The sequence below is a fragment of the Rhodococcus chondri genome, assembly GCF_036327435.1.
In the GTDB taxonomy this organism is placed as follows: Bacteria; Actinomycetota; Actinomycetes; order Mycobacteriales; family Mycobacteriaceae; genus Rhodococcus; species Rhodococcus chondri.
Genome location: NZ_JAUZMZ010000375.1, coordinates 1 through 1,169, shown reverse-complemented (window position 1 = coordinate 1,169; position 1,169 = coordinate 1). Strand labels below are relative to the sequence as shown.

Annotated in this window: 2 pseudogenes; one reads left to right on the top strand and one right to left on the bottom strand. The window is 73.5% G+C overall.

Annotated features, from left to right (window positions below):
- Window positions 1-382, bottom strand: a pseudogene (locus Q8814_RS26215) (hypothetical protein); the annotation flags it as partial.
- 42 nt (window positions 383-424) lie between these two features.
- Here Q8814_RS26215 and Q8814_RS26210 point away from each other — a divergent pair.
- Window positions 425-1,169, top strand: a pseudogene (locus Q8814_RS26210) (polysaccharide biosynthesis protein); the annotation flags it as partial.

The window sequence follows — 1,169 nt, the reverse complement described above, 5'->3', positions numbered from 1 at the left end:
TCGCGGCGACGAGTTGTGCGGGCGTGCCCGCGGTGGGTAGCAGCACGGCTACGAGCCGCGCAGCGCCGTACCCGGCCGCCCACACCGACACCGAGAGGATCGCCGTCACCGCGACACCACCGTCGACGACGGAGGTGACCGCGGCGAGCAGCGCATCCTGCGGTACCGCGCGGGCCGCGGCGTCGGACAGGCCGAGCGCCGAGTCGGTGAGGAACGACCGCGGCGTGCTCACCGCATCACGCAGGAGCAGATAGCTGCCACGCGAGGTGAGCAGCGGCCCGAGCACCACGAACGTCAGCGCCAGCGACCAGAGCGGGACCGCGGCCCGGCCCGGCGACCGGGACCGCCGAGAACTGGTACGCAGCGACACCGGCCTGAACATGGCCGCAGACTACGGCGTTACCCCGGATGGGAGGATGGGCGGATGCCGCGACCAGAGACGACGCGCCGCTCGGCCACCGGTACCGCTGTCGCCGGAATGACGATGGTGACGGTCGGCGCAATGACCGCCAATATCGCGTCCTACCTGCTGCATCTTCCCGCCGGACGCTGGCTCGGACCTGCCGGCTACGGCGAATTCGCCGCTCTCCTCGCGGCGCAGCTCGTGCTCGCGGTGCCCGCGCTGGCCCTGCAGACCGTGGTGGCCCGCGAAGCGGTGCACGGCAGCGGCGTCGCCGCGCTCCGTCGTCTCGGATATCGGTGCGCCGCGATGGCGGCCGTGGTCGCGCTGATACTGGTTCCGGTGGTCGCGTGGGCGCTCGACACGAGCGTCGCGGGTGCGTTCGGGTCGCTGGTGACCGCGCCGCTGCTGGTGTTGCTGGCGGCCGAGCAGGGACTGCTGCAGGGCCGGGGCCGGTTCGCGGCGCTCAGCGCCGTCCTGGCCGTGGCCGGCATCGCGAAGGTGGTGCCGGCCGTCGCGGTGCTCGCGGTCGGCGGCGGTCCCGGTGCGGCACTGTTCGCCGGCGCCGTAGGGACCGGGGTGGTGGCGGTGGCCGCGTCGCTGCTGGTGGGGCGTGGGGGCGAAGAAGCGACGTCGTGGGTGCCGAACACCGGGGCGGTGCTGCGCGCCTCGCAGGTGCAACTCGCGTTGATCGCGTTGACGTCGCTGGATCTGCTGCTGGCCCGCATCGTGCTCGACGCCGATTCCGCGGGCCTCTACGCGCTGGGCG